This window comes from Galbitalea soli (genome assembly GCF_010686725.1).
Lineage (GTDB): Bacteria > Actinomycetota > Actinomycetes > Actinomycetales > Microbacteriaceae > Galbitalea > Galbitalea soli.
The window spans coordinates 21930-46651 of sequence record NZ_JAAGWZ010000003.1 but is presented as its reverse complement, the minus strand read 5'-3'; the positions used below and the strand labels follow the sequence as shown (position 1 = coordinate 46651).

24 protein-coding genes are annotated in these 24722 nt (G+C 65.7%); 10 read left to right on the top strand and 14 right to left on the bottom strand.

The features are described 5' to 3' along the window. Positions 1-25: 25 nt before the first annotated feature. From dnaB to rpsF, 5 genes are all read right to left on the bottom strand, one after another. Positions 26-1405 (bottom strand): replicative DNA helicase, encoded by a 1380-nt coding sequence (dnaB, locus tag G3T37_RS10475; protein ID WP_163473848.1) that lies wholly within the window; start codon positions 1403-1405, stop codon positions 26-28. Positions 1406-1841: 436 nt separating this feature from the next. Beyond that, positions 1842-2294 carry a 50S ribosomal protein L9 gene (gene rplI, locus G3T37_RS10470; protein ID WP_163473847.1) on the bottom strand — a complete coding sequence of 151 codons (453 nt, stop codon included), beginning with the start codon at positions 2292-2294 and terminating at the stop codon, positions 1842-1844. A gap of 11 nt (positions 2295-2305) precedes the next feature. Then, complete coding sequence (rpsR, locus tag G3T37_RS10465) at positions 2306-2569, bottom strand: 30S ribosomal protein S18 (protein ID WP_163473846.1); 264 nt, start codon at positions 2567-2569, stop codon at positions 2306-2308. A gap of 21 nt (positions 2570-2590) precedes the next feature. Further along, entirely contained in the window at positions 2591-3103 is a 513-nt protein-coding gene (locus tag G3T37_RS10460) for a single-stranded DNA-binding protein (protein WP_163473845.1), read from the bottom strand. A gap of 3 nt (positions 3104-3106) precedes the next feature. After that, entirely contained in the window at positions 3107-3517 is a 411-nt protein-coding gene (gene rpsF / locus G3T37_RS10455; protein WP_163473844.1) for a 30S ribosomal protein S6, read from the bottom strand. 141 nt (positions 3518-3658) lie between these two features. Between rpsF and G3T37_RS10450 the strand changes: the two genes are divergently transcribed. Next, positions 3659-4729 carry an inositol-3-phosphate synthase gene (locus G3T37_RS10450; RefSeq protein ID WP_163473843.1) on the top strand — a complete coding sequence of 357 codons (1071 nt, stop codon included), beginning with the start codon at positions 3659-3661 and terminating at the stop codon, positions 4727-4729. Between the two features lie 64 nt (positions 4730-4793). Here G3T37_RS10450 and G3T37_RS10445 read toward each other — a convergent pair whose 3' ends face one another. Beyond that, positions 4794-6215, bottom strand: a complete 1422-nt coding sequence (locus G3T37_RS10445) for a CCA tRNA nucleotidyltransferase (protein WP_163473842.1) — start codon at positions 6213-6215, stop codon at positions 4794-4796. Between the two features lie 103 nt (positions 6216-6318). Here G3T37_RS10445 and G3T37_RS10440 point away from each other — a divergent pair, with 103 nt between their 5' ends. From G3T37_RS10440 to G3T37_RS10415, 6 genes are all read left to right on the top strand, one after another. Then, complete coding sequence (locus tag G3T37_RS10440; RefSeq protein ID WP_163473841.1) at positions 6319-8517, top strand: DUF6049 family protein; 2199 nt, start codon at positions 6319-6321, stop codon at positions 8515-8517. Then, positions 8510-10162: a murein biosynthesis integral membrane protein MurJ gene (gene murJ / locus G3T37_RS10435; protein WP_163473839.1), complete on the top strand. Its 1653-nt coding sequence runs from the start codon at positions 8510-8512 to the stop codon at positions 10160-10162. The genes G3T37_RS10440 and murJ overlap by 8 nt, the downstream gene beginning before the upstream one ends. Positions 10163-10232: 70 nt before the next feature. Next, on the top strand, positions 10233-11198 hold the full coding sequence (gene trxB, locus G3T37_RS10430) for a thioredoxin-disulfide reductase (protein WP_163473837.1): 966 nt from the start codon (positions 10233-10235) through the stop codon (positions 11196-11198). Positions 11199-11239: 41 nt separating this feature from the next. Then, on the top strand, positions 11240-11566 hold the full coding sequence (gene trxA, locus G3T37_RS10425) for a thioredoxin (protein WP_163473835.1): 327 nt from the start codon (positions 11240-11242) through the stop codon (positions 11564-11566). A gap of 97 nt (positions 11567-11663) precedes the next feature. Then, the gene (locus G3T37_RS10420; RefSeq protein WP_163473833.1) at positions 11664-12968 is read left to right on the top strand and encodes an aminotransferase-like domain-containing protein; all 1305 of its coding nucleotides are present in this window, start codon (positions 11664-11666) and stop codon (positions 12966-12968) included. A gap of 6 nt (positions 12969-12974) precedes the next feature. Further along, positions 12975-13940 (top strand): D-alanine--D-alanine ligase family protein, encoded by a 966-nt coding sequence (locus tag G3T37_RS10415; protein WP_163473831.1) that lies wholly within the window; start codon positions 12975-12977, stop codon positions 13938-13940. A gap of 31 nt (positions 13941-13971) precedes the next feature. Here G3T37_RS10415 and G3T37_RS10410 read toward each other — a convergent pair whose 3' ends face one another. The 8 genes from G3T37_RS10410 to rpmH all read right to left on the bottom strand — a co-directional run bounded on the left by G3T37_RS10410 (position 13972) and on the right by rpmH (position 20609). Next, complete coding sequence (locus tag G3T37_RS10410) at positions 13972-14934, bottom strand: ParB/RepB/Spo0J family partition protein (protein ID WP_163473829.1); 963 nt, start codon at positions 14932-14934, stop codon at positions 13972-13974. Beyond that, positions 14934-15890 (bottom strand): ParA family protein, encoded by a 957-nt coding sequence (locus tag G3T37_RS10405; RefSeq protein ID WP_422110980.1) that lies wholly within the window; start codon positions 15888-15890, stop codon positions 14934-14936. The genes G3T37_RS10410 and G3T37_RS10405 overlap by 1 nt, the downstream gene beginning before the upstream one ends. A 40-nt stretch (positions 15891-15930) precedes the next feature. After that, positions 15931-16557: a 16S rRNA (guanine(527)-N(7))-methyltransferase RsmG gene (gene rsmG, locus G3T37_RS10400; protein WP_241732393.1), complete on the bottom strand. Its 627-nt coding sequence runs from the start codon at positions 16555-16557 to the stop codon at positions 15931-15933. 1709 nt (positions 16558-18266) lie between these two features. After that, on the bottom strand, positions 18267-18812 hold the full coding sequence (locus tag G3T37_RS10395) for a R3H domain-containing nucleic acid-binding protein (RefSeq protein WP_163473826.1): 546 nt from the start codon (positions 18810-18812) through the stop codon (positions 18267-18269). Beyond that, positions 18809-19801, bottom strand: a complete 993-nt coding sequence (gene yidC / locus G3T37_RS10390) for a membrane protein insertase YidC (RefSeq protein ID WP_163473824.1) — start codon at positions 19799-19801, stop codon at positions 18809-18811. Before yidC ends, G3T37_RS10395 begins: the two co-directional genes overlap by 4 nt. Before the next feature lie 10 nt (positions 19802-19811). After that, complete coding sequence (gene yidD, locus G3T37_RS10385; RefSeq protein WP_163473822.1) at positions 19812-20123, bottom strand: membrane protein insertion efficiency factor YidD; 312 nt, start codon at positions 20121-20123, stop codon at positions 19812-19814. Further along, a complete protein-coding gene (gene rnpA / locus G3T37_RS15395; RefSeq protein ID WP_422110985.1) occupies positions 20120-20449 on the bottom strand; it encodes a ribonuclease P protein component in 330 nt (109 codons plus the stop codon). The genes yidD and rnpA overlap by 4 nt, the downstream gene beginning before the upstream one ends. A gap of 22 nt (positions 20450-20471) precedes the next feature. Beyond that, positions 20472-20609 (bottom strand): 50S ribosomal protein L34, encoded by a 138-nt coding sequence (gene rpmH, locus G3T37_RS10375; RefSeq protein WP_022881903.1) that lies wholly within the window; start codon positions 20607-20609, stop codon positions 20472-20474. Between the two features lie 285 nt (positions 20610-20894). Here rpmH and dnaA point away from each other — a divergent pair, with 285 nt between their 5' ends. The 3 genes from dnaA (at position 20895) to gnd (ending at position 24722) form a co-directional block, all read left to right on the top strand. Continuing rightward, a complete protein-coding gene (gene dnaA / locus G3T37_RS10370; protein WP_163473818.1) occupies positions 20895-22316 on the top strand; it encodes a chromosomal replication initiator protein DnaA in 1422 nt (473 codons plus the stop codon). Between the two features lie 360 nt (positions 22317-22676). Beyond that, the gene (gene dnaN / locus G3T37_RS10365) at positions 22677-23822 is read left to right on the top strand and encodes a DNA polymerase III subunit beta (protein WP_163473816.1); all 1146 of its coding nucleotides are present in this window, start codon (positions 22677-22679) and stop codon (positions 23820-23822) included. Positions 23823-23837: 15 nt separating this feature from the next. After that, positions 23838-24722, top strand: coding sequence for a phosphogluconate dehydrogenase (NAD(+)-dependent, decarboxylating) (gene gnd / locus G3T37_RS10360; protein WP_163473814.1), 885 nt, complete (start codon positions 23838-23840; stop codon positions 24720-24722).

Sequence of the window (24722 nt, the reverse complement as noted above, 5' to 3'; positions counted from 1 at the left end):
CCCCCGAGGGCGGCTGCGGGGGAGCTCAGCTGCCGGGAGGCAGATCGACGAAGCGCGAGAAGTGGCCGTGGAAGCCGACCGTCAGCGTATCGGTCGGTCCGTTGCGGTGCTTGGCGATGATGAGGTCGGCTTCGCCCTGGCGAGGGCTGTCCTTCTCGTAGGCGCTTTCGCGGTGCAGCAGGATCACCATGTCGGCATCCTGCTCGAGCGACCCGGACTCGCGGAGGTCGGAGAGCGCGGGCTTCTTGTCGGAGCGCTGCTCCGGGCCGCGGTTCAGCTGGCTGATCGCGATGACGGGGACGCCGATCTCCTTTGCGAGCAGTTTGAGCGCTCGCGAGAACTCGCTCACCTCCTGCTGACGGGATTCGACGCGCTTGCCGCTCGTCATGAGCTGCAGGTAGTCGATGATCACCATCTTCAGCCCGACCTTCTGCTTGAGCCGCCGGCACTTGGCGCGAATCTCGACGAGTGTCATGTTGGGGCTGTCGTCGATGTAGAGCGGTGCATCCGCGATCTGGCCCCGGATGCTCGCGAGTTTGGTCCAGTCCTGCGTGTGGACGGTTCCCTTGCGCATCGACTGCAGGGGTACCGAGGCCTCGGCCGAGAGCAGACGCATCGCGATCTCGCTGCGGCTCATCTCGAGGGAGAAGATGATCGTGGGCTGGTCATTGTGAATCGCGGCCGCGCGGGCGAAGTCGAGCGCGAGCGTCGACTTTCCGATGGCGGGGCGCGCGGCGAGGATGATCATCTGACCCGGGTGTAGGCCGTTGGTGAGCGCGTCGAGATCGTGGAATCCGGTCGGAACGCCGACCATCTGGCCGTCGCGGCCCGCCGCCGCCTCGATCTCGTCGGTCGCGGCGGTGATCGCCTGGATGAGCGGCACGTAGTCTTCGGATTCGACGCCGCCGGTCACGCCGTAGATCTCGGCCTGAGCGTTGTTGACGAGGTCGACGACCTCGCCCTCGCTCGCGTATCCCATCTGCACGATGCGGGTTCCAGCCTCGACGAGCCTGCGCAGCACCGCCTTCTCGGCGACGATCGACGCGTAGAAGCCGGCGTTCGCCGCGGTCGGCACCAGACCGGTCAGGGTGTGCAGGTATTCCGCACCGCCCGCGCGCCCGATCTCACCGGACTTCGTGAGCTCGTCGGTGACCGCGATGACGTCTGTCGGTTCGCCGTGCGAGTACAGGCTGAGCACGGCGTCGAAGATCAGCTCGTGCTTCGGGATGTAGAAGTCTGCGCCACGGACCGCCTCGATGACGTCGGCCACCGCGTCCTTGCTGAGAAGCATGCCGCCGATCGCGCTCTGCTCCGCGAGGAGATCGTGCGGTGGGGTACGGTCGCCTGCACGCGTCTCGCTCGAACCCCGCGAGTCACTCGCGAGGCCAAGGTGCGCAATCGACATCTGATCCCCTTCTCATAGCTGACCGTACGCAACGGAAGGTACCCGCGACGACCGACACTCCGGCCCCGCCCGCGACACCAGCGCCACCGTGAATCGATGGCCGTCGCCCAGACTAGGAACCGGGATCGGCGCACACAAATAGCCCTGTGTACAGCACTGTGGAGAACTGTTGAGAAACGCCGGGAACAGTGTGGGCAAGCTGTGGAAACAACTGTGGGAAACCCGGCGATATTTCGATGAATAAACCGCTTGACCTGCTTTTTATCTTTACACATCGTGTGTGTAGAAACAGGCTTAGACCGCTGCTTGAGGGTTGACGATTTGCACAGCACCTGTGCACAAAACTCGGGTCAGCGCAAGCGCTGGGGAGCGTTCCGGGCGCACGAAAAAGGTGGCCGGGAGCATCCGCTCCCGGCCACCTTCCTGTGGTGCGCGACTACTTCGCGGCGACGACCTGCAGCGCGATCGTGGCGACGATGTCGTCACGAAGACGAATCGTGGCCTCGTGCTCGCCGACCGCCTTGATGGGCGTCGTGATCTCGATCTTTCGCTTGTCGACCTCGCCGAGACCGGCGGCAGCGACAGCGGCCGCAACATCGGAGGTCTTGACCGAGCCGAACAGCCGACCGCCCTGACCCGCCTTGACGGCGAGCTTGACCGTGGTGGCCTGGAGGCGGGCCTTCAGGTCCTGGGCCTCCTCGAGGGTGGCGTGCTCGCGCGCGGCGCGGGCCGCCTTGATCGACTCGATCTGCTTCTCGCCTCCGCGGGTCCAGGTCACGGCGAAGCCCTGCGGGATGAGGAAGTTGCGCGCGTAACCGTTCTTGACGTCGACGACATCGCCGGGGGCACCGAGTCCGGTGACCTCGTGCGTGAGGATGAGCTTGGACATATCAGTGGCTCCTAACGGCCTGAGCCGGCGTAGGGGAGCAGTGCCATCTCGCGCGCGTTCTTGACGGCACGGGCGATGAGGCGCTGTTCCTGGACGGAGACACCGGTGATGCGACGGGCGCGGATCTTTCCACGCTCCGAGATGAACTTGCGAAGGGTTGCAACGTCCTTGTAGTCGATCACGCCGACGCGGATCGCCTTTGCGGGAGCGGCGTTCTTGCCGCCCTTGGCGTTGCGGAGGGGCTTGCGGCGGTCGCCGCTGCTCTTTCCTGCCATGGTCTTGGTTTCCTTAAGTGTTTAGAACGGGGTTTCGTCGTTGTAGTTGCCCGGCGTGTTCCACACGTCGCCACCGGAGGCATCCGGTGCGCTTGCGGCCCACGGCTCGTCGGCTACCTGGGCGGGGCCACGGCTGTTACCACCGCTGAAGCCACCTCCCTCGCGGGACGAAGAGGTGCGGGTGACCTGGGCGGTCGCGTAGCGCAGGCTGGGGCCGATCTCGTCGACCTCGAGCTCGATGCTCGTGCGCTTTTCGCCTTCCTTGGTCTCGTACGAGCGCTGCTTGAGCCGCCCGGTCACGATGACGCGGGATCCCTTGGTGAGGGAGCCGGCCACGTGCTCGGCGAACTCGCGCCAGACGCTCGCGCGGAGGAACAGCGCCTCGCCGTCTTTCCAGTCGTTGCTCGCGCGATCGAATGAACGAGGCGTCGAAGCAATGGTGAAGTTGGCCACAGCCAGCCCGTTCTGCGTGTACCGCAGCTCGGGGTCGCTGGTGAGGTTGCCCACCACTGTGATGACGGTTTCGCCTGCCATGGACTACTCGGCAGCCTTGTCGGCCGCCTCGGCGGGCGCGGCGGCGGACGGCTTGGCGGGAGCGGCAGCCTTGCGAGCGGCCTTCTCCTCGGCAGCCTTCGTGGCCTCGGCGACCTGAGCGATCGCCTCCTCGGCACGCAGCACCTTGGTGCGCATGACGGCCTCGGAGAGCTTCAGCTGGCGGTCGAGCTCGACCGTCGCTGACGCGTTCGCGGTCAGCTGCACGACGGCGTAGATGCCCTCGGTCTTCTTGTTGATCTCGTAAGCCAGGCGACGACGACCCCAGATGTCCACATTGTCGATGGTTCCCCCATCGTTGCGGATCACATTGAGGAACTTGTCTAGGCTGGGAGCCACGGTGCGCTCATCGATCTCTGGATCGAGGATCACCATTAGTTCGTACTGATGCGTCACAAACCCACCTCCTTTGGACTAGAACGGCTGCAGACGATCTGCAGCAGGAGGGTATTGACGTGTTGTACACGACCATCGAGGTCGAGACAACCTGCCTAGCATAGTCCGACTTCGTCACGCCTATCAAGGAGCTCCACCCTCATGACCCTCAGGGTTGCCATCGCCGGCGTCGGGAACTGCGCCAATTCCCTCGTTCAGGGCGTCACCTTCTATGCCGGGGTCGAGGATGACGCGATCGTCCCCGGTCTGATGCACACCAAGCTCGGTCCCTACGCCATCCGCGACCTGGAATTCGTCGCCGCGTTCGACGTCGACGCCGACAAGGTGGGACTCGACCTCGCCGAGGCGATCTGGGCGGGGCAGAACGAGACCTTCCGCTTCGCCGAGGTGCCGTCGTCCGGCGTCACCGTGCAACGGGGCCCGACCCTCGACGGCCTCGGCGAGTACTACCGCCAGATCGTGACCGAGTCGTCGGCACCCCCGGTCGACGTGGTGGCGGCACTCCGTGAGAGCGGGGCTCAGGTGCTCGTCTGCTATCTGCCCGTCGGCAGCGAGGAGGCGGCCCGCTTCTACGCTGCGGCCGCGATCGAGGCAGGGGTCGCTTTCGTGAACGCGCTGCCGGTGTTCATCGCGAGCGACCCGACCTGGGCCGAGCGGTTCCGCGCGGCGGGCATCCCGATCGTCGGTGACGACATCAAGAGTCAGCTCGGCGCGACGATCACCCACCGTGTACTCGCGCGGCTGTTCGAGGAGCGCGGGCTCGTGCTCGACCGCACCTACCAGCTCAACGTGGGCGGCAACATGGACTTCAAGAACATGCTGGAGCGTCGGCGGCTCGAGTCGAAGAAGATCTCGAAGACGCAGTCGGTGACGAGCAATATCGACGCGACGATCGCTCCGGAGGACGTGCACATCGGCCCCAGCGATCATGTGCCCTGGCTGCAGGATCGCAAGGTCGCGTACGTGCGGCTGGAGGGGCACGGCTTCGGCAATGCTCCGACGAGCCTGGAATACAAGCTCGAGGTCTGGGACTCGCCGAACAGCGCGGGCGTCGTGATCGATGCGATCAGGATCGCGGGCATCGCCCTCACCGCCGGGCTCGGCGGCCCCGTCGAGGCCGCATCCGCCTACTTGATGAAGTCCCCACCCGTGCAATACCCCGATCCGATCGCCCGCACCATGCTCGACGCGTTCATCGCCCAGCACTCGTAGCCGGTCGCCCGCGCCCGCGGCACGCTGGGGTGAGGGGAGCACGCTGGTCAGGGGAGCACGCGGCTCAGGCGCGTGCGGCCCACCACGCGCGAAGACGGCGCTCGGCCTCGACCTCGCCGAGGGGGCCTTCGTCGAGACGCATCTCGAGCAGGAAGCGGTAGGCCTCTCCCACCTCGCGACCGGGACGGATACCGAGAATCTCCATTATCCGTTCGCCGTCGAGGTCGGGGCGCACGGCTGCGACGCCCTCGGCCTCGGCGATCGCCGCGATTCGCTCTTCGAGGTCGTCGTAGGCGAACCCGAGCCGATCGGCCTTTCGGCGATTGCGGGTGGTCACATCGGCCCTGGTGAGGATGTGCAACCGCTCGAGGAGCGGGCCGGCGTCGCGCACGTACCGTCGAACCGCGGAGTCCGTCCACGCGCCCTCGGTGTAGCCGAAGAACCGCAGATGCAGTTCGATCAGCCGGGCCACCGCCGTGATCGTCTCCTTGTCGAAGTGCAGGGCGCGCAGCCGCTTCGCCGCGAGCTTCGCCCCGACGACGTCGTGGTGGTGGAAGCTGACCGCACCGCCCGCCTCCACGCGCTTGGTGGACGGCTTGCCGATGTCGTGCAGCAGAGCCGCGATGCGCAAGACGAGGTCGGGCTCGTGCCCGCGCGAGCGCTCGTAGCCGATCGCCTGCTCGAGCACAGTGAGGCTGTGCTCGTAGACGTCCTTGTGGTGGGCGTGCTCGTCGATCTCGAGCCGCAGGGCCGGCACCTCCGGCAGCACGAGCTCCGCGAGACCGGTGTCGACGAGAAGTTGGATGCCCGCCCGCGGCGCCGCACTCATCAGCAGCTTCGTCAGCTCGGCCGCCACGCGCTCGACACTGACGATCTCGATGCGCGGCGCGAGTTCCGCCATGGCGGCAACGGTTTCGGGCGCAGCGGTGAACCCCAGTTGGCTCGTGAACCGGGCTGCCCGCAGCATCCGCAACGGGTCGTCGCCGAAGGAGACCTCGGGTGGGCCGGGGGTGCGGAGCCGGGCGGCGAGCAGATCATCCATGCCGCCGGAGGGGTCGACGAGCACCCGCCCCGGGAGGCGAAGCGCCATCGCGTTGACGGAGAAGTCGCGCCGGGCGAGGTCGCCCTCGAGAGTGTCGCCGAACTCGACGGTGGGCTTGCGGGAGTCGGGGTCGTAGGAGTCGGCGCGGTAGGTGGTGATCTCGACCGTCTCGCCGGCGATGATGGCGCCGATCGTGCCGAACTCACGGCCGATGTCCCACTGGGTCTCGCTGATGGGCTTCACGATGCGCAGGATCTCGTCGGGTCGGGCATCCGTCGTGAAATCCAGGTCGGTGAGGTCGCGGCCGAGGAACGCGTCGCGCACCGGGCCGCCCACGAGCGCGAGCTCCCGGCCGGCCGCGGCGAAGGCCTGGGCGAGGCGCGCGACGGGCGCGGAATCGGCCAGTGCGTCGAGCCGCTGGATGGCCGACGCGACGCTGTTCATAGTTGACAAGCTTGCCACAGGGCCGGGCGGCGCTGACCGGTCGCCCAGCGCCGAGACAATAGACTCATCGCATGCTGGCCGAGGAATTCTGCGGGGTCAGCCGGTGAATCTGAAGGCCGTTCTGGCGACATCCGCGCTCATTCTCGGACTCGCGTCTGCGGGGGCCGTGACACCGGCCGTCGCCGCCACGACATCGAGCGGTGCAGCGATCCTGTCGGTGGTTCCGACCGATCAGGGGTCGCTCACGGCGAACTCGCCGCTCGAACTGACGCTCACGATCGGGGATGCGGCGGGGGGTGGCCTCCCCGCCGGCACGGCCACCGTTTCGGTGAATCGCACCCCGCTCGGCTCCCGCACCGCCCTCGATGCCTGGCTGAGCGACGCGAAGGGAAGCAGCACCGCCGACCGGCAGGTGTTCCAGACCACCAGCCAGGCCATTCCCGCCGGTCAGGATCAGCAGTTCCGGCTCACGGTGCCCGCCGCGTCTCTCGGGTTCGGCGCGCCCGGCGTGTATGCCGTCGCGGTGGCCGTCACGAGTGGCGTGGAGACGCTCGGCACCGCGCGCACCGCCGTCGTCTGGCAGACCGGTTCGACCTCGCCCGTCTCCGTCGCGATCGCGGCGCCGCTCTCGGCCCCCGCCGCCACCACGGGCTTCATCGACTCCGCGACGCTGGCCACGTACACCGCACCGGGTGGCGTGCTCACCCGTGAGCTGGATGACCTGCTCGGCACGCCCGTCGCCATCGGCATCGATCCCCGCGTCATCGCCTCCATCCGCGTGCTCGGTCGATCTGCCCCGCTCACGGCGCGCACCTGGCTCGCGCGCCTGGAGGCGGCCCCGAACGAGACCTTCCCGCTCTCGTGGGGCGACGCCGACCTCACCGTGGCGCTGCAGGCCGGCGCGGAGCGGGTGCCCGCCGTGCAACCGCTCGACTACGCCATCGATCCCAAGCAGTTCGCCACCCCGCCCACGCCGTCGCCGACGCCGACCGACACGGGAACGATCGTGCCGTCCGAGACGGGAACCCTCGCGCCGACCGTGCCGGATCCGAGCGCCACCGACAACTCGAATCCGCAGGCGGATCCCACCCTCCCGACCTCCGCCGACCTCACCGCGTGGAACTACACACTCCCCACGCTCTCCTGGCCCGCCGATGACTCGGTCTCCCGCAGCGACCTCGCCCCACTGCGCGCCTCGGGCTACTCCTCGCTGATCCTCGCGAGCGACAACCTGAAGCGCGCCGACTCCACCGTGCCCGGCTTCGCGATCGGGGCGACCACGGGCATCGTGTCCGACCGGTCAGCATCCGCGCAGCTGCGGGCGGCGACGGCGGCGACCTCGCTCTCGCAGTGGCAGTCGGCGGTGGCCGGGCTCACGGCCTCTCTCGCGCAGGCGAGTCTCACCGGCTCGGGCGGCGGGCGGGCATCCCTTCTGCTGACGCTCGGCCGCAACTGGGTCGATGACGGCATTCAGCTCGACCGCGCGGTCACCTCGATCTACTCGCGTGCCTGGGTGGCCCAGGGCAGCCTCGCGGCCCAGGTGCAGGGGCCGCGCACGAGTGCGACCCTCACGAGCATGAGCGAGAAGGATGCGCGGGTCGACCTCGTGCGGCAACTCCTCGCCACCCAGCCCCCCATCGTGCGCTTCTCGCGCGCGATCGCCGACAGCCCGCAGACGCTCACCTCGGGCCACCGCATCGAGTTGCTCACGCTGCTGTCGAACGCGTGGACAGCGGATTCGGCCGGCTGGGAGACCGCGAGTCGGGCGTTCGTGGCCGAGTCGGAGAAGATTCTCGCCTCGGTGCAGGTCGCGAAGTCGAGCACCATCACCATCCCGAGCAGCCAGGGCTCCGTGCCCGTGATCGTCTCCAACGGCTACGCCCAGCCGATCACCGTCTATGTGACGGTGCGCTCGCAGAGCACCTCGCTCACCATCGACCCCAAGTACCGGCGCGTACTGGTGACCGTCGACGCGAACTCGCAGCGGCGCGTGCAGGTGCCGGTTCAATCGCTCTCCAACGGCCGGGTGCGGATCGTCATCGCGCTGGTCGCCCCCTCCGGCGATCGCGTCGGCGACCGGCGCGGCATCGACATCAATGTGCAAGCCGGGTGGGAGACCGCGGGCACGCTCGTCTTCGGCGCGCTGATCATCGCGATCTTCGCCGTGGGGGTCGTGCGCAACATCCGCAAGCGTCGTCGGCGCGGCGACGACACCGACGAATCCGACACCGATACCGACGATCCCGACGACACCGACGCGGATGCCCGTGCCGGCCGCTCCCCGGGGGCGAGCGATGGCTAGCGGCCCCACGACCGCGGCGCCCACGGGCGGGGTCGGTCGGGCGAGCGCCCTGCTCGCGGCGGGCACACTCGTGTCGCGCATCCTCGGATTCGTGAGTCTGCTCGCTCTGGCGCGTGCCATCGGCGTCTCCACGGCGGGCTCCAACACCTTCTCGCTCGCCAACCAGTTGCCCAACAACATCTACGCGATCGTCGCGGGCGGGCTGCTCAGCGCCGTGATCGTGCCGCAGATCGTGCGGGCGGGCAGTCACGACGACGGCGGCGAGCGGTTCGTCAACCGGATCGTCACGCTCGGGGGAGTGGTGTTCATCCTCATCGCGGCGATCGCCACCGCGTGCGCTCCACTGCTCGTGAACCTCTACGCCCAGCAGTCGGCGAGCGGAATCAGAGGATACTCGCAGGCGGATCTCGACCTCGCGACCGCGTTCGCGTTCTGGTGTCTTCCGCAGGTGCTCTTCTACGCCCTCTACAGCCTGCTGGGCGAGGTGCTGAACGCGCGCGGGCGATTCGGTGCGTTCACGTGGGCGCCGGTCGTCAACAACGTGGTCGCGATCGCCGGAATCCTGGCCTTCTCGATCGCCTTCGGCTCGCGGGGACTCGGCCCGGTCGCGTCCTGGACGCCGGCCATGGTCGCGACCCTCGCGGGGACCGCCACGCTCGGAGTGGCCGCCCAGGCCGCCACCCTCGCGCTGTTCTGGCGGCACACCGGCCTCCGCTACCGTCCCGAGTTCACCTGGCGCGGGGTGGGGCTCGGCTCGGTCGGCAAGGCGGCGGGCTGGACCTTCGCGATGGTTCTCGTCACGCAGCTCGCGGGCATCGTCCAGACCAACGTCGCTACCCTGGCGGGCAGCACGGGCGCATCCACGAGCGTGCTGCGCTACTCCTGGCTGATCTTCATGCTGCCGCACTCCATCGTCGCCGTGTCGATCGCCACCGCCTACTTCACCCGGATGAGCGGCCACGCCCACCGCGGAGACCTCGCCGCCGTGCGCGACGACCTCTCGGCCTCGCTGCGCACGATCGGGCTCATCATGGTGTTCGCCTCCGTCGGGCTCATCGTGCTCGCCTACCCCTTCGCGGCGGTGTTCGCCCACACCGAGGCCGACGTGCGGGCGATGGGAGCCGTGCTCATCGCCTTCCTGCTGGGACTCGTGCCGTTCAGCGCCCTGTTCCTGTTGCAGCGCGTGTTCTACGCACTCGAAGACACCCGCACGCCGTTCGTCGTGCAGGTCTTCCAGGCGGTGCTGTTCGTCGCGGGGGCGCTGCTCGTGAGCACCCTGCCGAGCGACCGGATCGCGTTCGGTATCGCGCTCGTCACAAGCGTCGCGGGTGTTCTGCAGATGATCCTGGCCGCGGTCCTAGTCAGGCGCCGCCTCGGGATGATCGGCGCCGGCCGCATCGCGCGTCAACACCTCCAGTACCTGCTCGGCATGGTCCCGACCGCGGTCGTCGGCGCCGGCACCTGCCTCGCGATGGGCGCGTACACGGGCGGATACGGCACGGCGAGTGTGGGCGGCGCGATCGTCACGCTCGTGGTGAGCGGAGCATCCATGGCCTTCATCTACGTCGTCGCGCTCGGAATTCTGCGGGTCGACGAGTTGCGAGACCTCGTGCGGCCGGTTTTCCTCAGGCTTCGGCGGCGCTGACCGGGGCGGAATACCCCGACCGTAGGATGGGTTATACCGGCCAGAATCCATTCCTCGAGGAGAATCGCACGTGCGCCAGCTCATCATCATCGGCTCCGGTCCTGCCGGATACACCGCGGCGATCTATGCCGCTCGCGCCAATCTGCACCCCCTCGTGATCGCCAGTTCTGTCGAGGCCGGCGGCGAGCTCATGAAGACCACCGAGGTGGAGAACTATCCGGGGTTCCCGGAGGGCATCCAAGGCCCCGAGCTCATGATGAAGATGCAGGAGCAGGCCGAGAAGTTCGGTGCCGAGATCGTGCTCGACGATGTCGTCGCTCTCGAGCTGGAGGGCGACGTCAAGCGCGTGACGCTCGGCAACGGCGATGTGCACGAGGCCCTCGCCGTGATCTTCGCGACCGGGTCCGCCTATCGCAAGCTCGGACTGCCGGATGAAGACCGCCTCAGTGGCCACGGCGTCTCATGGTGTGCCACCTGCGACGGGTTCTTCTTCCGCAAGAAGACCATCGCGGTCGTGGGCGGCGGCGACTCAGCGATGGAGGAAGCGACCTTCCTCACCAAGTTCGCCGATACCGTGCACCTGATCCACCGCGGCGACAGCCTCCGCGCGTCGAAGGTCATGCAGGAGCGCGCGTTCAACGACCCCAAGATCCAGATCCACTACAACACGCGGGTCGAGCGCATCTACGGCGACGAGCTCGTGACGGGCCTCGGACTCATCGACACCGTGACGGGCGCCGAGACCACCCTCGACGTCTCCGGACTGTTCATCGCCATCGGCGCCGACCCGCGCACGCACCTCGTGCACGGCCAGCTCGACCTCACCACCTTCGGCACGATCGCCGTCGACGGCCGCAGCTCGCGCACCAACCTCGCGGGTGTGTTCGCCGCCGGCGACGTGATCGACCCCACCTACCGGCAGGCTGTCACCGCTGCCGGATCGGGCACGGTTGCGGCCCTCGACGCCGAGCACTACCTGGCTTCGCTCCCGGCAGAGTTGCGCGCCGGTGCCGAGCCGCTCGCCGCGACCGTCTGATTTCCCCACCCACGAATTCCACGAAAAGAAGGAACACAACAATGTCAAATGCGAAGGATGTCACTGACGCAACGTTCGAGACCGAGGTCCTGAACTCGTCCGACACGATCATGGTCGACTTCTGGGCCGAGTGGTGCGGCCCGTGTCGCGCGGTCTCCCCGATCCTCGACCAGATCGCCGGTGAGCACTCCGACAAGATCAAGATCGTCAAGCTCAACGTCGACGACAACCCCCAGATGGCGATGAAGTACCAGATCACGTCCATCCCGGCGATGAAGGTCTTCCGCGGTGGCGAGGTCGTCAAGACGGTCATCGGCGCCAAGCCCAAGCCGGCCCTCGAGGCCGACCTGGCGGAGTTCCTCGCGTAACGAAAACGCACCGGAACGGCCGCCCAGACTCTGATCTGGGCGGCCGTTCCTGCTTAACCCCATATTCTTGAGCGAAACAGAGACAGGATCGAACGGCATGACTTCCCAGGGCAACAATCTCGACCGGTGGTACGGCTCCTACGCCGAACGCACGGCTGGCCTCGCGGCCTCCGAGGTTCGAGCCCTCTTCGCCGTCGCCTCCCGGCCCGAGGTGGTCTCGCTCGCCGGCGGCATGCCCTTCGTTTCCGCGCTGCCCCGCGAACTCGTCAGCGGCGCGATGGAGCGCGTAATGCGCGACAAGGGTCCCGTCGCGCTCCAGTACGGCTCGGGGCAGGGCGTGCCCGCGCTGCGCGAACAGATCCTCGAGGTGATGGCCCTGGAGGGCATCCGGGCGAACGTGGATGACGTGGTCGTGACGACCGGGTCGCAGCACGCCCTCGAGCTGGTCGCCAAGATCTTCCTCGACCCCGGGGATGTCGTTCTCGCCGAGGCACCCAGCTACGTGACAGCCATGGTCGTCTTCAAGTCCTTCCAGGCACAGGTCGAGCACGTGCTCACCGACGAGCACGGTCTCGTTCCCTCGGCTCTGCGGGAGCACATCGCCCGGCTTCGTGCCCAGGGACGACGGATCAAGTTCCTCTACACGGTGCCCACCTTCGGTAATCCCTCCGGCATCACGATGAGCTGGGAGCGCCGGCTCGAGGTGCTCGAGATCGCCCGCGCCAACGACATCCTGGTGCTGGAAGACAACCCCTACGGCCTTCTGTACTTCGACGGTCCGCCACCGCACGCGATGCGGTCGGTTGAGGAGGAGGGCGTGATCTATCTCGGTACCTTCTCCAAGACGCTCGCGCCGGGGTTCCGGGTGGGCTGGGCGCTCGCGCCGCACGCTATTCGAGAGAAGCTCATCCTCGCCAATGAGGCCGCGGTACTGTCACCGAGTTCGCTCACTCAAATGATCATCTCGGAGTACCTGTCGACCGCCGACTGGAAGGGCCAGATCGACACCTTCCGGGGCGTGTATCGCGAGCGACGCGATGCCATGCTGCAGGCGCTCACCGACTACCTCCCCGACCTCAGTTGGACGGTCCCCAACGGCGGCTTCTACGTGTGGCTCACCCTTCCCGACAACGTCGACAGCAAGTCGATGCTGCCGCGCGCCGTCAAGGAGCTCGTCGCGTACACGCCGGGCACCGCGTTCTACGCCAATGGCGACGGGCGCACGCACATGCGGCTCGCGTTCTGTTACCCCACGCCCGACTTCATTCGTGAGGGCATCCGGCGTCTCTCCACCGTCATCAACGGCGAACTCGAGTTGTTGAACACCTTCTCGCAGACCGCCCCGCTCGCGACCGTCCGTGCGGAGCAGCGAATCGTCAGTCCGCCCGCCAATCTGGGCTAGGAATCAATGAACAGCAACGCCCCCGCCCCCCATATCCTCGTGCTCGCCGGTGGGATCTCCCATGAGCGCGATGTCTCTCTCCGCTCCGGTCGCCGGGTCGCCGACGCCCTCGCCGAACACGGCACGCGCGTTGAACTGCGGGATCCCGACGCGTCGCTGCTCGCCCATCTGCGCGCCTCCGCTCCCGACGTCGTGTGGCCGGCTCTGCACGGCGCGAGCGGAGAGGATGGTGCGCTCCGGGGTCTGCTCGAATTCATGGGCATCCCCTTCGTCGGCTCCTCTGCGGACGCGTCGCGTCTCGCCTGGGACAAGCCGACCGCGAAGGTGCTGGTCGCCCGCGCCGGAGTATCGACCCCGCGCTCGATCACGCTCAGTCGCGACGCCTTCCGTGAGCTCGGTGCGACGAGCGTTCTCGACGCCATCAGCGATGAGCTTCCCATCCCCGTCGTCGTGAAGCCCGCGCGGGGAGGGTCGGCGCAGGGCGTGACCGTTGTGGATTCCGTGGATGATCTGCCACGCGCCATGGTGAATGCCTACACCTACTGCGATGTCGCACTGATCGAACAGAAGATCGTGGGCACCGAGATCGCCATCGGCATCATTGACACCGGCGACGGCGCGGTCGCGCTGCCGGCGGTCGAGATCGAGCCGCTCAGCGGCGTCTACAGTTTCGAAGCGCGGTACAACGCGGGGGAGACCCGGTTCTACACGCCTGCCCGGCTGTCGGCTGACATCGCCGCACGCGCGGCCGAGGCGGCCGTCACGGCGCACCAGGCGCTGGGGCTGCGGCACATCTCGCGGGTGGACATGATCGTCGACGCCGCGGGAACAGCGTGGTTCCTCGAGGCGAACGTTCTGCCGGGTCTCACCGAAACGTCGCTTCTGCCGCAGGCGCTCGAAGCCGCAGGACACGATCTGGGCTGGGTCTACTCCGCTCTCGCGGACGCCGCCATCGCCGAGGCCCGGGCGTGACGCTCAACTAAAAAGCTGATCAGGGCCGTTTTCAGCGACCGAAGGGATCAATTCCGAGTTCGGTGAGGATCCGATTAAGGTCGGCGACCGTCGCGAAGTCGATGACGATCGTGCCCTTGCTCGCCCCGAGGGACACCTTGACCCGGGTGTTGAGCTTGTCTCCGAGTCGTTCGGCGACCTCGTCGAGGTGCCCCTGGCGCCCACCGGCTTGGGGCTTCACGCGCTTCGTCTTAGGGGAGGACAGGCCGGCAGCCGCTTCGGCGGCTCGCACCGAGAGGTCCTCATTGACGATCTTGTCGGAGAGCTTCAGCATTGCTGCCTCGTCGCCGGCCGACAGGATCGCACGGGCGTGGCCCGCGCTGAGGACACCGGCCGCCACTCGCTGCTGCACCGGGGCGGGCAGGCGAAGCAGGCGAATGGTGTTGGTGATCTGAGGCCTGGAGCGTCCGATCCGATTCGCCAGTTCCTCCTGCGTGATGCCGAAGTCGCTCAGCAACTGCTGATACGCCGACGCCTCTTCCAGTGGGTTGAGGTTGGCACGGTGGAGGTTCTCCAGCAGGGCATCCCGCAGCATGTTCTCGTCGGCGGTGTTCTTGATCACCGCGGGTATCGTCTCGAGGCCCAATTCCTTGGATGCGCGCAGACGACGCTCACCCATGATGAGCTCGTACTGCGGACCGCCGGCCGTCGCGCCCGCGAGCGGCCGGACCACGATCGGCTGAAGCACGCCGATCTCCCGGATCGACACGATCAGTTCGGAGAGTTCCTCATCACGGAACTCCGTGCGCGGCTGCTGCGGGTTGGGAACGATGTCGTCGGGGGAGATGTTCGCGAGCCGCGCCCCGGGAACGGCCAGGAGCTCGGGCTCCGCGACCTCCGCGACGCGGCTGTCGGGAAAGAAGACGTCCACGGGCCGTGCCGCGGTCGCGTCCTCCGAAACGGGGATGAGTGCGCCGATTCCTCGGCCGAGTCCAGTGCGTCGTGGTGTTGCCATCAGGCGGGTGCTCCTCGGCGGGCGATTTCGGCAGCGGCCTCGAGGTACGAGATCGAGCCGGGTGAATTGGTGTCGTAACTGATGACGGTCTGCCCGTAGCTGGGTGCCTCAGATATGCGGACGGACCGGGGGATGACCGCGTTCAGCACCTCGGACGGAAAGTGGTCGCGCACATCCTGCGCCACCTGATTGGCCAGATTGGTGCGCCCGTCGTACATCGTCAGGAGGATCGTCGAGACCGACAGTGTCGGGTTGAGATGCTTCTCAATGAGTTCGATGTTCTTGAGCAGCTGGCTGAGCCCCTCCAGCGCGTAATACTCGCACTGGATCGGGATGAGCACCTCGCGCGCCGCCACGAACGCGTTGATGGTGAGGAGCCCCAGCGACGGCGGGCAGTCGATGAAGACGAAGTGGAATGGTTCGGGCGACTCGTCCAGGAAGGTGTCGAGTGCCCGGCGCAGTCTCTGCTCCCGCGCGACAAGGGAGACGAGCTCGATCTCCGCGCCCGCCAGGTGGATGGTCGCCGGAACGCAGTACAGCGCTGCGAATTCGGGGCTCTTCTGGATCGCCTCGGCGACGGGAACGTCGTTGATGATCACGTCATAGACGCTCACGGTCTCTGACCGGTGTTCCACGCCGAGCGCCGTCGACGCGTTCCCCTGGGGATCCAGGTCGATCACGAGCACCCGAGCGCCCGCGCGGGCGAGTGCGGCCGCGAGATTGACCGTGGTCGTGGTCTTACCGACCCCGCCCTTCTGGTTGGCGACCGTGAAGATTCGGGTGGATTTGGGCATGGGAAGCGCGTCCGCGGCCAATTGCTGCCGGCGACGCGTCAAATCGGCGATTTCTCGAGCGAGAGGCGTCTCCTCATCGAAGGCTCTTTTGGTGGCCGAAGGTCGCGGCTGTTGCGCGGCGATGGGAGGAACTTCGGCGATATTGCCTTCGGGATGTTCCACGTGAAACCTTCTGAAATGACGGATGGGGGTGTCCGGACGCTCAGTCCACTGTAGCCCGAAAAACTCGGGTGATCTCCGGCAGAACACCCGCGCCGAGCTCGATGATCTCGACGTCGCGCAAGTGCGCTTTCTTGATCTGTCGCGCTGCGGCGGTGACCTCATCGGCCACCCGCGCGCCCTTGAGAAACACCATCTCTCCCTCGTGGATCAACAAGGGAGCGGTCATCGGAATGAGCTTGCTGAGAGCGGTGACCGCGCGAGCTGTCACCTGTCCGAGAGGGCGATCCAAGCGAACCTCCTCTGCACGTGCCCGCACGACCGTGACGTTTTCGAGGTCGAGTTCTGCTGCCTGGTCGCGGAGCCAGTCGACACGGCGTTCCATCGGCTCGATCAGCACGAACTCGACATCGGGGCGCGCAATCGCCAGGACGAGGCCCGGGAGTCCAGCGCCGCTGCCCACATCACCCACGAGACCGGGGCGAAGCAGCGGCGCGACAAGAACCGAATTCAGGATGTGCCGCGTCCAGATGCGGGGAAGCTCCAGTGGTCCGATCAGACCGAGTTCCTCACCCCGTGTCACCAGATTCGAGGTGTAGCGCCGAGCGAGCTCGATCTGATGGCCGAAGAGCGCGGAGGCGACCGCCGGCTCCGCCTCCACAGACTCCAGATCGCCGATACTGCCCGCCTGGCCGATATCCGAACCGGAATCGTGCGGCGCTGAAGAGTCATTCACGGTGGGCGTCCTTCGGTCTTCTGCAGACGGGTGATGCATCCATCGGCGGGGGATTCGGGGATGGTGCGGAACAACGCTACCCGAGCGGACGGGCGAGGGCGATCGGGTGCGGACACGGGAGTGTGAGCCGTGCGCCACGGCGCCACCTGCCCGTTCGCACTCCGACTGTTTCACGTGAAACACTCACTCTGATGGTTGGTGCGCGTCGCGCACGCGGACACGCTGTGGCCGGTCTGCGCGGCTGCTTCCCGGATGGAGACGCTGCCGGAGCGTGGTCCCGAGGACCGTAGATCGACCGGGCCCTGCGCAGTTCTCATACGCAAGATGCCACAGGCAAGCGAGGTGCGGCCCACCCACACCCATGCGGTGCCTCACCAGAGGAAGTGAAACCGGAATTCTTGCCCGGGGGATTGATTGTCCCCGGACCTGGTCCCGATGACTCCGCTCGGGCACCATCGAGCCCGCTGCGGGCGTGACTCGCAGCGCTTTGGGAATCCTCGTACTGCTCCCAGACTGTAGACACCGCTCGGGAACCATCGGTGCGGCTCGGGAGCTGCCAACACCAGTCCAGGAGTGTACGCGCGCTTCGGGGATAGTAGACACCGATCAGGGAGCATCGGCACCGATCTGCGACGATCGACACCGCACTAGGAGTTCTCTTGGTGGTCGGGGTGCCACACCGCTAAGCAGTGATCGACTGGAGAGACAGACGGCTTGCGATGGGCCGTGAAGGGCGCGAATGTCAATATCCCAAGGACTGTGGCGACTAAAGGACGCTCCGTGGAGGATGTCGAACGAACCCGCATCGTCGCTCCCGCACTGCGGAACGACCCACGCCACGGACCCTCCCACGGAACCTCCCACAGCACCGACCGAGTGACCGACCGACCCAAGCTGCCGCGAGGCGGGGCACGCCAGCAATGACAACTATTGGCTGCAAACCACAAGCCCGGCGTGTGGTTCGTGGTGCGAACGCCGCTCTGCACTCAGCGTCCAGAATCCGAACGTGGTCGCCGGGACGGATTCCCAACCGGGCCGCGGTCACACGCATGTTTCACGTGAAACGCGAGTGGGGGAGTGGCAGAGCACTGCTGAGTGAAGCGCGGGCCGCCTGTCCGCCCGCCAGAACGTGAATCCGATGCTGCAAACATGGGCGAGATTGTCCGCCTCCCTCGACGCAGGTGTGTCAGGCAGCCCGCCATCTCGCCCAGCGAGCGCAGCAGCGCACCAGCGCACCAGCGCACCAGCGCACCAAGGTCGCGACCGCATGCGCACCGTGTTTCAATGATGCGTTCCGCACATGCCGTCAGCGACGCGAGACGCCACCGACCACCTGCGCCCTCCTCGATCGATCGCTCGCGGTACGGGGATCAGCCACGCTAACGCTACATTGAGTCGCAATCACGACACGCCAGACCACCCACCTGTGGACGACAGCCTCACGGCCGTCGACCTTCCCCGCGCCATCGACGTCTTCGAGGGTCGGAGAGAGTTGCACGCGGGCTGACCCATCGCGCTCCCGATCCACCGACGCAATGACCACCCCTCAACAGTGTCGCCTGATCGACACAGTGATGTTCCACGTGAAACACAGAGCGGGAGCTCCCGGCTGCCCGGAAACTCCCGCTCTGTCACACCCCTGGTTACGCCCGGGTGATCACATTGTGTCGGTCGCGACCTTCACCCTCGGATTCCGAGGAGTATCCGCGCTCGCTCGCGATGTCGTGGATCAGCTTGCGTTCGTACGACGACATCGGTGGAAGGGCTGCCGAGTCGGCACCCTCCTCGATGCGCGCAATCGCCTTGTCGACCAGCACCGCAAGCTCCGACGCGCGAGCGTCGCGCGATCCGCCGACATCCAGAATGAGGCGCGAGAACGAACCGGTCTTGGTCTGCACCGCGATCCTGGTCAATTCCTGCAAGGCATTGACGGTATCGGGCTTGGAAAGCACACGAAGATTGCTGCTGCCCTCGCTCGCGTTGACAGAGAGGTACGCCCGACCACCGCGCGCATCGATATCGATGTCCCCGTCAAGATCCGCGATGTCGAGCAGCTCCTCGATGTAGTCGGCCGCGATGTCGCCTTCCTCTTCGAGCTGCGAAGGGGTGAGAGCGGTCTCGTCACCGGCATCGGCCTCGGTCGCAGTGGCCGTCGGGTCGAACTCGGTGGTCTCGGTCACATCACTCACTTCTTGGTTCCACTCTTCTTGGCGCGGGTCTTGCCGACCGGCTGCTGGCGCTGGGTTGATACGGGTTTGACGTCCTCGACGATAGCGAAGCTGCCGCCGGCCGTCTCGGTTGCAGGTGCGCCGAGATTGCGTCGCTGGCGCTTGCGATCCAGACGTGCCTCTCTCGCGAGGGCGGCTTCAGAGCCGGGCGTCGGCATGTTCCTGATCACGATGAACTGCTGCACCATCGTCCAGATGTTGGTGGTCAGCCAGTAGAACATCACGCCGAGCGGGAAGTTGATGCCCGAGAAGAGGAACACGAAGGGGAGGATGTACAGCATGATGCGCTGCTGCCTGTAGGTCGGGCTCGCCTTCATCTCGGGCGACTGGTTCTTCGACATGATCTGCAGCTGCGTGATGAACTGCGATGCCGTCATCAAGACGACCATGGTGATCGCGATGGCGATCACCACTCCGTTGCCATTGGCCGTCGTGATGGATTCGTGCAGGGGAGCGATGTTGAACAGGCTCGACTGACCGAACTCTGTCGAGAGCGCCTTGTTCAGGAGGCCGACACCCGCGTGACCGGTCTGCGCACCATTGAGGGTCGAGAACAGTGAGAAGAAGATCGGCATCTGGATCAGCAGCGGGAGGCACGAGCTCAGCGGGTTGGTTCCCGTCCGCTTGTAGAGCTCCATCGTCTCGCGCGACATCGCCTCACGGGAGTACTGGTCTTTCTTACCCTTGTACTTGTCCTGGATCTTCTTGATCTGCGGCGCCACCTCGAGCATTCGGCGCTGACTCTTGATCTGTCTCACGAAGATCGGAATGAGGGCGGCACGTACAACGAGTACGAGGCCGACGATGGAGAGCACCCAGGTCAGACCCGCCGCCGGATCCATGCCGAGGAAGGTGAGACCGGTGTGGAAGGTGACGAGGATCGCCTCGATCAGCCACTTGAGCGGCCACAGGAGATTGCCGATTCCGGCAATCAGTGCATTGATATCCATGAGTTACGGGTCAGCCCTTTCCGTGGCCGTTTGCAATGACAAATCCGAATCGCGTGGTGGTGTAGCGCGCACGCGCGGGCTGGGGCACATCATCCACGCCGCCGGCCGCCCAGGGATGGCAGCGGGCGATCCGCAAGGTGCCGAGGAATACTCCACGAATCACACCGTGCTGTTGGATGGCGTGCAAGGTGTAGTGGGAGCAGGAGGGGTAGTAGCGGCAGACGTCGCCATACAGGGGAGAAATCACCGCGCGATAGATGCGGAGAATCACGACGCAGATGTTGCGGGGGAGGAGGAGAAGGAACGTGCCGATGCGCTTCATCGCTTGCCCGTGCTCCGCTCAAGACCGTCTGAAATCTCACCATGGAGGATAGACCAGGAAACCTCGGGGGAACCTGGCAAGGCCCGCACGATGACATCCCGCCCGGTGGGGTAGGACGGGAGGAGCTCGTGGCCGACCGCCCGCAGTCGACGGGCCATCCGGTGGCGAACCACGGAATTGCCCACAGCCTTCGACACGATGAAACCGAAACGGGTGGGCGACGAGTCGCCTCGTTCAGCGACGTACACCACGGCATGCTCCAGACCGGCGCGCCGACCGCGGCGAACCGTTGACCTGAAGTCCTCGGCCCGAGCGATCCGGTTCACCTTGGCGAGCAAGGGTGAACGACTACGCGGAGAGTTCGGTGCGGCCCTTGCGACGACGGGCAGCCAGGATGGCGCGGCCGGCGCGGGTGCGCATGCGAAGACGGAAGCCGTGCACCTTGGCGCGACGGCGGTTGTTCGGCTGGAAGGTTCGCTTGCTCATAGTGGTATCTCCAAAGCCCAGCTTCGAAGGCCGGAAAGAAGTAGGTGGCCAGATGGCCAGAAGTCAACTGGTTAAAAATACGGCGTTCAGCGACTCTGGTCAAACTAAATGCCCAAAGAGGCCATTATCCACACCAGAGATTTTCTAGTTGGTAACGACACCCTGTGGACAACTAAGGTGAATGGCAGTCGTTCTGCGAGTACAGGACAGGCTTCCCCGACATTCAGCAGTCAGTAACAGTGGTGCATAAACCTGTGAGTAACTGCATGCAGAGAGATTGGACCAATGGCTGAGGCACCGGACTCAACGAGGGACATCTGGTCGACCGTCCTCTCGCAATTGACGATGGATGATCGGATCACCCCCCAGCTGCACGGTTTCCTCAATCTCGTCGAGCCCAAAGGCGTCATGGCCGGCACCCTCTACCTCGAGGTGCCGAACGAGCTCACGCGCGGCATGCTCGAGCAGCGCATCCGGCTGCCCCTCCTGAACGCGATCGCGACCCTCGAGGATTCCGCGGCGGTCTCGACTTTCGCGATCGTGGTCAATCCCGAGATCCAGCCCGACGCGCTCGAGAGTCAGGGCGGCACCGAGGAGCAGCCGTACATCGAGACCACGATCGTCTCGGCGACCCTCGACCAGCCCTCCGCGAATCGCCGCTCCGACAGCAGGCTCAACCCCAAGTACAGCTTCGACAACTTCGTGATCGGCGCCTCCAACCGGTTCGCGCATGCGGCGGCAGTCGCGGTCGCCGAAGCGCCGGCCAAGGCGTACAACCCGCTCTTCATCTACGGGGAATCCGGTCTGGGTAAGACCCACCTCCTGCACGCAATCGGCCACTACGCCCAGAGCCTCTACCCGGGGATCCGCGTGCGGTACGTGAGTTCCGAGGAATTCACCAACGACTTCATCAACTCGATCGCCAACAACCGAGCATCGGTGTTCCAGTCGCGCTATCGCGAGATCGACATCCTGCTCATCGACGACATCCAGTTCCTCCAAGGCAAAGACAGCACGCAGGAAGCGTTCTTCCACACCTTCAACACCTTGCACGACCACAACAAGCAGGTGGTCATCACGAGCGACCTCCCGCCGAAGCACCTCACCGGCTTCGAAGACCGCATGCGCAGCCGCTTCGAGTGGGGCCTCATCACCGACGTGCAGGCGCCCGACCTCGAGACGCGCATCGCGATCCTCCGTAAGAAGGCGCAGAACGAGAAGCTGCAGGTCGGCAACGACATCCTCGAATACATGGCGTCGAAGGTCTCCTCCAACATCCGCGAGCTCGAGGGAACGCTCATCCGCGTCACCGCCTTTGCGAATCTCAATCGCACGCCCGTCGACATGGCGCTCGTGCAGACGGTTTTGAAGGATCTCATCACCCTCGACGAAGACAACGTCATCGCGCCGGTCGAGATCATCAACCACACGGCCGACTACTTCAAACTGACCGTGGATGACCTGTACGGGTCTTCCCGTTCACAGGCGGTCGCGACGGCTCGCCAGATCGCGATGTACCTCTGCCGGGAGATGACGAACCTGTCTCTGCCCAAGATCGGGCAGCTCTTCGGCAACCGCGACCACACGACCGTGATGTACGCGAACAAGAAGATCACGGAGCTCATGAAGGAGCGACGGTCGATCTACAACCAGGTGACCGAGCTCACCAGCAGGATCAAGCAGAACCACCGATACGGCAAGATCTGACCGAAATGCCCCCCAAACGGGGTCTTTCACACAGTGTGCATAACCTGTGGACAACTTGCGGGACTCGCCGAGGTCGGCTGTTGATGATTAATCCAGTCATGTGGAAACAGCACGGGCCGGGCCACCGTGGATCGAATCCGTGCACATTAACGTCCCCATGCCGCTCACAAGTGACACAGTTGTAGTTTCCAGTCGTATTCTGCGATCGGACGAGTTACTCACAGTTTCCACAACGGTTATGAGTCTTATCTCTTTGATCTTTAAAGAATTCACCTCTGACAACCTTGGGACTGCGGTTCTGTGAGCCTGTGCCAGTATTAATCCGCCGTACGACAGACAGCGGCGCGAAGGGGTGAACCCGTGAAATTCCAGGTCAACAGAGACGTCTTCAGCGAGGCAGTGTCCTTCGCTGTCAAGCTGCTTCCGCAGCGGACGACCCTGCCCATCCTCAGTGGTGTGCTGCTGGAAACCACCGCGGGCGGCCTCGCCCTGTCGTCGTTCGACTACGAGGTCTCCGCGCAGACGGAGATCGCCGCCGACATCGAGGAGCCGGGACGCATTCTCGTCTCCGGCCGTCTCCTGGCCGATATCGCGAGCCGGCTTCCCAACGCCCCGGTGCGATTCAGCACCGAGGACTCCCGCATCACGGTGGCCTGCGGTACGGCGCACTTCACCCTGCTGAGCATGCCGGTGGAGGAATACCCCACATTGCCTCAGGTGACCGGCAACTCCGGATCCCTCCCGGCGGAGGCGTTCGCCAGCGCCGTCGCTCAGGTCGCCGTCGCCGCGTCCCGTGACGATGTCACTCCCGTCATCACCGGCGTTCAGCTCGAAGTCACCAAATCGAGCCTGTCGCTTGTGGCGACGGACCGCTATCGCGTCGCCATCCGAGAGATCGAGTGGGATGCCGGCGATTCCGTGACAGACACGGTGACCGCGCTCGTCCCCGCGCGCACCCTCACCGAGATCGGCAAGACCTTCGGTCACAGCGGAACCATCGGGGTCTCCATCACGAGCACGGATGACCGCGAGTTGATCGCGTTCCACGCCGACAAGCGCACGGTGACGTCACTCCTCATCAAGGGCAACTTTCCCCCGGTGAAGCGACTTTTCCCCGAGTCTGTGGATAACTACGCAGTCATGAACACGGCGGAGCTGATCGAGGCCACGCGGCGCGTATCGCTCGTCCTCGAGCGCGAAGCGGCGCTCCGATTCACCTTCTCGATCGATGGACTCACTCTCGAGGCGATCGGATCGGAGCAGGCCCAGGCCTCCGAGACGATCGACGCCTTCCTTACCGGCGGAGACACGGTGGTCTCTCTCAAGCCGCAGTTCCTGCTCGACGGGCTCGGTGCCGTCCACTCGGAATTCGTCAGGATTTCGTTCACGAAGACCGACAACCCCAACAAGCCGGGTCCGGTGCTCATCACCAGCCAGTCGTCGAAAGACCAGGCGGGCGCCGACAACTACAAGTATCTGCTGCAGCCCAATCTGCTGCTGCGCTAGTCACAAGGGAATCTCATGCACATTGGTCTCATCGGTCTCGGCAAGATGGGCAACAACATGCGCGACCGGCTCCGTAAGGGCGGGATCGACGTGACCGGCTACGACCCGAACCCGGCCGTGACCGATGTCCCGACGCTCGCCGCTCTCGCCGAGGCGCTCCCCACCCCGCGACTCGTCTGGGTCATGGTTCCGTCGGGGAAGATCACGGATGACGTGATCACCCAGCTCTCGACGGTGCTGGAGCCCGGCGATCTTGTGATCGACGGGGGAAACTCGCGGTTCAGTGAGGATTTCAAGCACGCGGCGCAACTCGCTGAGAAGGACATCCGGTTCATGGACTGCGGTGTCTCCGGAGGCGTCTGGGGTCTCGAGAACGGATACGGTCTCATGTGCGGCGGCGACACGGCCGACGTCGAGCGCGCGATGCCGGTGTTCGACGCCCTCCGCCCCGAGGGGCCGCGCGAAGAAGGCTGGGTGCACGCTGGCGAGGTCGGCGCGGGCCACTACGCCAAGATGGTGCACAACGGCATCGAGTACGCGATCATGCAGGCGTGGGCCGAGGGCTACGAGCTCATGAGTGCGCGTGGTGATCTCATCAAGAACGTCACGGGAACCTTCAAGGCCTGGGAGCGCGGAACGGTCGTCCGTTCCTGGCTTCTCGAGCTTCTCGTGAAGGCGCTCGAAGAGGATCCCAAGTTCGAAGACATCGAGGGATACGTCGAGGACTCCGGCGAGGGTCGATGGACTGTCGAGGAGGCCCTCAACAACGCGGTCCCCGTTCCGACGATCAGCGCTTCGATCTTCGCCCGATTCGTCTCGCGGCAGGAGGATTCACCGTCGATGAAGGCGGTGGCCGCCCTTCGCAAGCAGTTCGGCGGGCACGCGGTTCGCAAGATCTGA

Excerpts from the sequence above, each read along its gene's own strand:
- trxA (WP_163473835.1), top strand. The coding sequence starts at position 11,240 with ATGTCAAATGCGAAGGATGTCACTGACGCAACGTTCGAGACCGAGGTC.
- G3T37_RS10460 (WP_163473845.1), bottom strand. The coding sequence starts at position 3,103 with ATGGCAGGCGAAACCGTCATCACAGTGGTGGGCAACCTCACCAGCGAC.
- G3T37_RS10450 (WP_163473843.1), top strand. The coding sequence starts at position 3,659 with ATGACCCTCAGGGTTGCCATCGCCGGCGTCGGGAACTGCGCCAATTCC.
- gnd (WP_163473814.1), top strand. The coding sequence starts at position 23,838 with ATGCACATTGGTCTCATCGGTCTCGGCAAGATGGGCAACAACATGCGC.
- yidC (WP_163473824.1), bottom strand. The coding sequence starts at position 19,801 with ATGGATATCAATGCACTGATTGCCGGAATCGGCAATCTCCTGTGGCCG.
- rpmH (WP_022881903.1), bottom strand. The coding sequence starts at position 20,609 with ATGAGCAAGCGAACCTTCCAGCCGAACAACCGCCGTCGCGCCAAGGTG.
- dnaA (WP_163473818.1), top strand. The coding sequence starts at position 20,895 with ATGGCTGAGGCACCGGACTCAACGAGGGACATCTGGTCGACCGTCCTC.
- G3T37_RS10410 (WP_163473829.1), bottom strand. The coding sequence starts at position 14,934 with ATGGCAACACCACGACGCACTGGACTCGGCCGAGGAATCGGCGCACTC.
- yidD (WP_163473822.1), bottom strand. The coding sequence starts at position 20,123 with ATGAAGCGCATCGGCACGTTCCTTCTCCTCCTCCCCCGCAACATCTGC.
- G3T37_RS10420 (WP_163473833.1), top strand. The coding sequence starts at position 11,664 with ATGACTTCCCAGGGCAACAATCTCGACCGGTGGTACGGCTCCTACGCC.
- G3T37_RS10445 (WP_163473842.1), bottom strand. The coding sequence starts at position 6,215 with ATGAACAGCGTCGCGTCGGCCATCCAGCGGCTCGACGCACTGGCCGAT.
- murJ (WP_163473839.1), top strand. The coding sequence starts at position 8,510 with ATGGCTAGCGGCCCCACGACCGCGGCGCCCACGGGCGGGGTCGGTCGG.
- rplI (WP_163473847.1), bottom strand. The coding sequence starts at position 2,294 with ATGTCCAAGCTCATCCTCACGCACGAGGTCACCGGACTCGGTGCCCCC.
- G3T37_RS10415 (WP_163473831.1), top strand. The coding sequence starts at position 12,975 with ATGAACAGCAACGCCCCCGCCCCCCATATCCTCGTGCTCGCCGGTGGG.
- dnaB (WP_163473848.1), bottom strand. The coding sequence starts at position 1,405 with ATGTCGATTGCGCACCTTGGCCTCGCGAGTGACTCGCGGGGTTCGAGC.
- rpsR (WP_163473846.1), bottom strand. The coding sequence starts at position 2,569 with ATGGCAGGAAAGAGCAGCGGCGACCGCCGCAAGCCCCTCCGCAACGCC.